The 5,907-nt window shown below is 68.9% G+C and carries 7 protein-coding genes; 4 read left to right on the forward strand and 3 right to left on the reverse strand.

Annotated elements, in window-relative coordinates:
* The 4 genes from QZV97_RS20185 to phoR all read left to right on the forward strand — a co-directional run.
* On the forward strand, positions 1 to 402 hold a 402-nt coding region (locus tag QZV97_RS20185; RefSeq protein ID WP_295647098.1), incomplete at its 5' end, for an ATP-binding cassette domain-containing protein.
* A gap of 19 nt (positions 403 to 421) precedes the next feature.
* A complete protein-coding gene (gene phoU, locus QZV97_RS20190) occupies positions 422 to 1,132 on the forward strand; it encodes a phosphate signaling complex protein PhoU (RefSeq protein WP_295647100.1) in 711 nt (236 codons plus the stop codon).
* 19 nt (positions 1,133 to 1,151) lie between these two features.
* Positions 1,152 to 1,853, forward strand: a complete 702-nt coding sequence (gene phoB / locus QZV97_RS20195) for a phosphate regulon transcriptional regulator PhoB (protein WP_295647102.1) — start codon at positions 1,152 to 1,154, stop codon at positions 1,851 to 1,853.
* Positions 1,854 to 1,878: 25 nt separating this feature from the next.
* Positions 1,879 to 3,252 (forward strand): phosphate regulon sensor histidine kinase PhoR, encoded by a 1,374-nt coding sequence (gene phoR, locus QZV97_RS20200; protein WP_295647104.1) that lies wholly within the window; start codon positions 1,879 to 1,881, stop codon positions 3,250 to 3,252.
* Here the strand turns inward: phoR and QZV97_RS20205 are convergent.
* The 3 genes from QZV97_RS20205 to rho form a co-directional block, all read right to left on the reverse strand.
* The gene (locus QZV97_RS20205; RefSeq protein WP_295647106.1) at positions 3,239 to 4,906 is read right to left on the reverse strand and encodes a hypothetical protein; all 1,668 of its coding nucleotides are present in this window, start codon (positions 4,904 to 4,906) and stop codon (positions 3,239 to 3,241) included. The genes phoR and QZV97_RS20205 overlap by 14 nt on opposite strands.
* Positions 4,907 to 4,994: 88 nt before the next feature.
* Complete coding sequence (locus QZV97_RS20210) at positions 4,995 to 5,255, reverse strand: type B 50S ribosomal protein L31 (protein WP_295647109.1); 261 nt, start codon at positions 5,253 to 5,255, stop codon at positions 4,995 to 4,997.
* Positions 5,256 to 5,383: 128 nt separating this feature from the next.
* Positions 5,384 to 5,907 (reverse strand): transcription termination factor Rho (rho, locus tag QZV97_RS20215; RefSeq protein WP_295647111.1); only part of this gene is annotated, 524 nt, incomplete at its 5' end.

The raw sequence follows: 5,907 nt of genomic DNA on the forward strand, positions 1-5,907 counted from the left end.
GAGATGGACGAGCGCGTCGAGTGGGCGCTGAAGAAGGCGGCGCTGTGGAACGAGGTGAAGGACAAGCTCAACCAGAGCGGCTCGGGCCTGTCCGGCGGCCAGCAGCAGCGGCTGTGCATCGCGCGCGGCATCGCGATCAAGCCCGAGGTGCTGCTGCTCGACGAGCCCTGCTCGGCGCTGGACCCGATCTCCACCGGCAAGATCGAGGAGCTGATCCACGAGCTGAAGGTCGACTATACGGTCGTGATCGTCACGCACAACATGCAGCAGGCGGCGCGCTGCTCGGACTACACCGCGTACATGTACCTGGGTGACCTGATCGAGTTCGGGCCCACGTCGGAGCTCTTCATGAAGCCGAAGAAGAAGGACACCGAGGACTACATCACCGGACGCTTCGGCTGATCCGGCAGGGAGCACGACAATGACTGACAAGCATCTTTCGACGCAGTTCGACAGCGAGCTCAGCGCGATCTCGACCCGCGTGCTCGAGATGGGCGGCCTGGTCGAATCCCAGGTGGCGCAGGCGATGTACGCGCTGTCGCACTTCAGCAGCGAGACGGCGGCACAGGTCCTGGCGATGGAGGAGAAGGTCAACAAGATGGAACTGGACATCGACCGCGACCTGTCCAGCATCATCGCCCGCCGCCAGCCGACTGCGCGTGACCTGCGACTGCTGATCGCGGTGTCCAAGACCATCGGCAACCTCGAGCGCGTCGGCGACGAGGCGGCGCGCATCGGCCGCACGGTGCAGCGCCTGGTGAACACCGGCGTGTCGAGCCGGCTGCGCCTGCCGGTCGCCGACGTGTCCTTCGAGGCGACGCTGGCGACCAGCCTGCTGCGCAAGGCGCTCGACGCTTTCGCGCGTCTCGACGTCGACAAGGCCGTCGAGGTGCTGAAGCAGGACGACCAGCTCGACCAGGAGTTCGAGGGTTTGATGCGCAAGCTGATCACCTTCATGATGGAGGATCCGCGCACGATCTCGGCGAGCATCGATCTGGTCTTCGTGGCCAAGGCCATCGAGCGCGTCGGCGACCATGCGAAGAACCTGGCCGAGCAGATCATCTACATCGTCAAGGGCACCGACGTGCGCCACAACCCCGTCGAGACCGTCGAGTCGATGGTCAGCAACTGACGGTGCAAGGAGCAGATCGATGAGCCGAGTGCTGGTGGTGGAGGACGAATCGGCGATTGCCGAGCTGATCTCGATCAACCTGCGTCACGCAGGCTACGAGGTGACGATCGCGGCCAGCGCCGACCAGGCCCAGATCGAGATCGACCGCGTGCTGCCGGACCTGGTGATCCTGGACTGGATGCTGCCGGGGCAGTCCGGCCTGGCGCTCGCCAAGCGCTGGCGGGGAGAGAGTCGCACCAAGGAGCTGCCGGTCATCATGCTGACCGCGCGGGCCGACGAAGGCGACAAGGTCACCGGGCTCGATGCCGGCGCCGACGACTACCTGACGAAGCCGTTCTCGACGCACGAGCTGATGGCACGCATCCGCGCCGTGCTGCGCCGCAAGGCGCCCGAGGCGCTGGACAGCGTGGTCGAACTCGGACCGCTGCGACTGGACCCGGCGACGCGTCGCGTGTCGCGCGGCGACCAGGAAGTCAAGGTCGGTCCGACGGAGTTCCGCCTGCTGCATTTCCTGATGACGCACCCGGAGCGCGTGCATTCCCGCGCGCAGTTGCTCGACCGGGTCTGGGGCGACCACGTCTTCATCGAGGAACGCACGGTCGACGTGCATGTGAAGCGCCTGCGCGAGGCGCTCTCGCCCGTGGCTTGCTCCACGATGATCGAGACGGTGCGCGGCGCCGGCTACCGGCTGACCCAGCAGGTGGCGGCCGTGTCGGTCTGACACCGCCACTGCGGGAGGTGCGGCCTTGAGCTGGCTCTTCCCCCGCCTCTTTGCCGGTTTCCTGGCGATGGTGGCCGGCGGCGTGATCGGCTATGTGCTGGGCAGCCCGGTGCAGGCGCCGGTGCTGAGCGTGCTGTTCGGCGGCGGACTCGCCGTTGGCGCGCTGGCGGTCTTCGACACGCTGCGCGGCGTGCGTCTGATCGCCTGGCTGCGCGGTGCGCAGGAGACCGATGCACCGCGCGACGCCGGCTTCTGGGGCGAGATCGGCTACCGCGTCGAGCGCAGCATCCGTGCCCGCGAGCGCAGCACGCTGCAGGAGCAGGCGCGGCTGGGCCAGTTCCTCGACGCGATCGAGGCCTCGCCCAACGGCGTGCTGATGATCGACGTGAACGGCCAGATCGACTGGTGCAACTCGGTCGCCGCCTCGCATTTCGGCCTCGATCCGCAGCGCGACCGGCTGCAACGCCTGACCAACCTCGTGCGCGCGCCAGCCTTCGTCGCCTACCTGCAGGGCGGCGTCTACCGCGAGCCGGTCAGCTTCCCCAGCCCCAACGGCCTGGGCACGTTGTCGGTGCTGGTGCGTGACTACGGCGACGGCATGAAGCTGGTGCTGTCTCAGGACATCACCGAACGCGAGCGCGCCGACGCGATGCGCCGCGACTTCGTCGCCAACGTCTCGCACGAGATCCGCACGCCGCTGACCGTGCTGTCGGGCTTCATCGAGACGATGAACACGCTGCCGCTGACCGAAGTCGAGCGCAAGCGCATCCTGACGCTGATGGGCCAGCAGACGCAGCGCATGCAGTCGCTGGTGACCGATCTGCTGACACTCGCGCAGCTCGAGGGCAGCCCGCGTCCGCCGGCCGACCAGTGGACGCCGGTCGCGCGCCTGCTGCGGCAGGTGGAGGCGGACGCACGCACGCTGTCGCAGGGGCGCCACCAGCTGACGCTGAGCGGCGAGACCGCGCAGCAGATCGCCGGCGCCGAGGGCGAGCTGCTGAGCGCGCTGGCCAACCTCGCCAACAACGCCGTGCGATACACGCCCGAAGGCGGCCGTGTCGACATCAGCTGGCGCGTGCTGGGGGACGGCAGCGGCGAGTTCGCGGTCAAGGACACCGGACCCGGCATCGAGCGCGAGCACTTGCCGCGATTGACCGAGCGCTTCTACCGCGTCGACGGCAGCCGTTCGCGCGACACCGGCGGGACCGGGCTCGGCCTGTCGATCGTCAAGCACGTCGCGCAGCGCCACGGCGGCGAGCTCGACGTGCAGAGCGAACCCGGCAAGGGATCGACCTTCCGGCTGGTCTTTCCGGCGGCGCGGCTGCGGCTGCCCTTGGCCCCGGCTGACGCGGCCCGCGGCAGCAGCGAGGCCGCCGAGGCAGCGTCTAGCGCGCGCTAGGCGGCTCGCGGCGGTAGATCGCCGTCTGCTCGTCGCGCTCGGTCGGGCGCCGTTCTCGAGACAACAGCTGCCAGCCGGGTCGTTGCAGGCTGCTGCTTTCGGCGCGCATGCGCACCGTCGTCAACAGGAACTCGCAGCCGACGCTGGGTGGCTCGGCGTGGTTCTCGACGCGCCAGCCACCGTGGACTTCGAGCGCTGCGAGCTGTGCCTTCTGCAACCCGACGGCGGCGATGCAGGCGTCGCGCGGCACCTGCAGGGCAATGCGCTCGACCAGCGGCCGATAGCTGCGCGCGTAGTCCAGCACCGGCAGCAGAAGCGTCATCGCCAGCAGCCAGCACAGCGCCACCCCGCCAGCGGGCAGCACCAGGCTCTTCCACAAGACCGGCGGATGCCGGCCAGTGCGCCAGCGCACCAGCAGCAGCCAGGCGATCGTGCCGGCGATGGCCGCCACCAGGGCCGGCCACGAGAAGCCGCCCGGATAGCCCGGCGCGAGCCGTGCGATGTTGGCAGCCGGCTTGGCCGGCACACCGAGCTGCAGCGAGGCGTAGATGACCCACACGGAGATCGCGCCGAGGCTGAAGAAGAACACCGAGAACCAGTCGATCGCCGCAGCGACGCCGCGCTGCAGGGTCGGCAGCGCGAAGGCGGCCAGCACCGCCAGCGCCGGCAAGGACAGCATCAGCGCCCGGTCCGAGCCGCCCATCGCAATGCAGGCGACGATCGCCGCGGTGGCGACCGCGAGCGGCACGGCGATGTGACGGTGCGCCAGGTGGCGGCGCCAGCGCCACAGCGTCCAGCCGGCCAGCGCCCAGGCCGGCCAGGCGAACCAGACCAGCAACTGCAGCAGCTGGCCGACGCTGCCGGGCCGGCCCAGCCGCCAACCCCAGGCACCGAGCGCCCCGGCCAGTGCCGCGGCCAGCAATGCGGCGACGGCGATCCACAGCGCGAAGCCGCGCGCCAGCGCGTAGCTGGAGCGCAGGCTGACCAGCAAGCCGCCGAGCGCGAAGCCCACGCCGATGCTCGGCGCACCGCTGGCCGCCAGCACCGGCAAGGCCACCAGCACGGCGATGCGGGAGGGCCAGGCCCGTGAGGCACTCGCCGCCATCGCGTAGACAAACAGCGCGGCGCCGAACAGCTGGACCAGCTCGGGCGTCGTCTCGTGGCCCAGCTGCAGCAAGCCCAGCGTCGCGACCAGCGCCAGCAGGGCACCGTCGGCGATCGCGCGCGCGTAGTCGACCGGCTTGGCCTCTCCGCCGAAGGCGAACGGCAGCGGCTGCGCGGCCTCGGTGCGCGCGAGGTGGTAGCTGCTGTACCAGGTGAGGGCCAGCACGCCGACCAGCAGCAGCGCGAACGGCAAGCGGGCGGCCAGCGCCGGATCGAGCACGGCGCCGAACAGCTTGATCGCCAGCGCGCCGATCCAGTAGGGCAGCAGGGCGCCATCGGCGGGCTGCCCGGCGATCGTCGGCGACAGCGGATCGGCGCCGCCGGTCGCCAGGCTGAGCATGTAGCCGAAGGCGGTGAGATCGGCGTTGCGCCAGGGATCCCGGCCGAACAGACCCGGCAGCACGTAGGCGGCGCAGAACAGCAGCAGGGCCGTGCGCGGCAGGCGCTGGGCGGCGCGCTCGGAAACCAGGGCGGGGGTCGGCTGCGTCACGGGCGGGATGATGCCTTGCGCTGGCGCCTGGGCGCTTGCCAAAGAAAAAGGCAGCCGAAGCTGCCTTTCGTCACTGCGCGAAGCCGCGTCACTTCTTGCCGCTGAGGTGGGCGAACTTGTTGCGGAACTTCTCGACGCGACCGCCGAGCGAGTCGACGCTCTTCTGCGTGCCGGTGTAGAACGGATGCGACTCGCTGGTCGTCTCGAGCTTGATCAGCGGCAATTCACGGCCGTCGTCCATCTTCACGGTCTCCTTCGCCTGCGCGGTCGAGCGCGTCACGAACTTGAAGCCGTTGGACAGGTCCACGAAGCAGACTTCGCGGTAGCTGGGGTGAATGCCTTCTTTCATCTCGGGACCTCGGGTCGGTTGCGGGAGCCACGCTGCTCGGTCATCGCGACCTGCAACGCACTTTCCGGCAGTGGTTGGGCGGAAAAGCCGCGGATTATGCCTGAAATCAACAACTTACGGCAGGGGGCTCAGCCGCCCCTACGCATCATCTCGAAGAAGTCGAGGTTGTTCTTCGTGGCCTTCATCTTGTCGAGGATGAACTCCATCGCCTCGATCTCGTCCATCGAATACAGCAGCTTGCGCAGGATCCAGGTCTTTTGCAGGATTTCCGGCTTGAGCAGCAGCTCCTCGCGGCGGGTGCCCGACTTGTTGATCTGGATCGCCGGGTAGACACGCTTCTCGGACATGCGGCGGTCGAGGTGGATCTCGCAGTTGCCGGTGCCCTTGAACTCCTCGTAGATCACCTCGTCCATCTTGGAGCCGGTGTCGATCAGCGCCGTGCCGATGATGGTGAGCGACCCACCTTCCTCGATGTTGCGCGCCGCGCCGAAGAAGCGCTTCGGGCGCTGCAGCGCGTTGGCGTCGACGCCGCCGGTCAGCACCTTGCCCGACGACGGCAGCACGTTGTTGTAGGCCCGGGCCAGGCGGGTGATCGAATCGAGCAGGATCACCACGTCCTTCTTCAGCTCGACCAGGCGCTTGGCGCGCTCGA

The sequence above is a fragment of the uncultured Methylibium sp. genome, assembly GCF_902826655.1.
Classification (GTDB): domain Bacteria; phylum Pseudomonadota; class Gammaproteobacteria; order Burkholderiales; family Burkholderiaceae_C; genus Methylibium.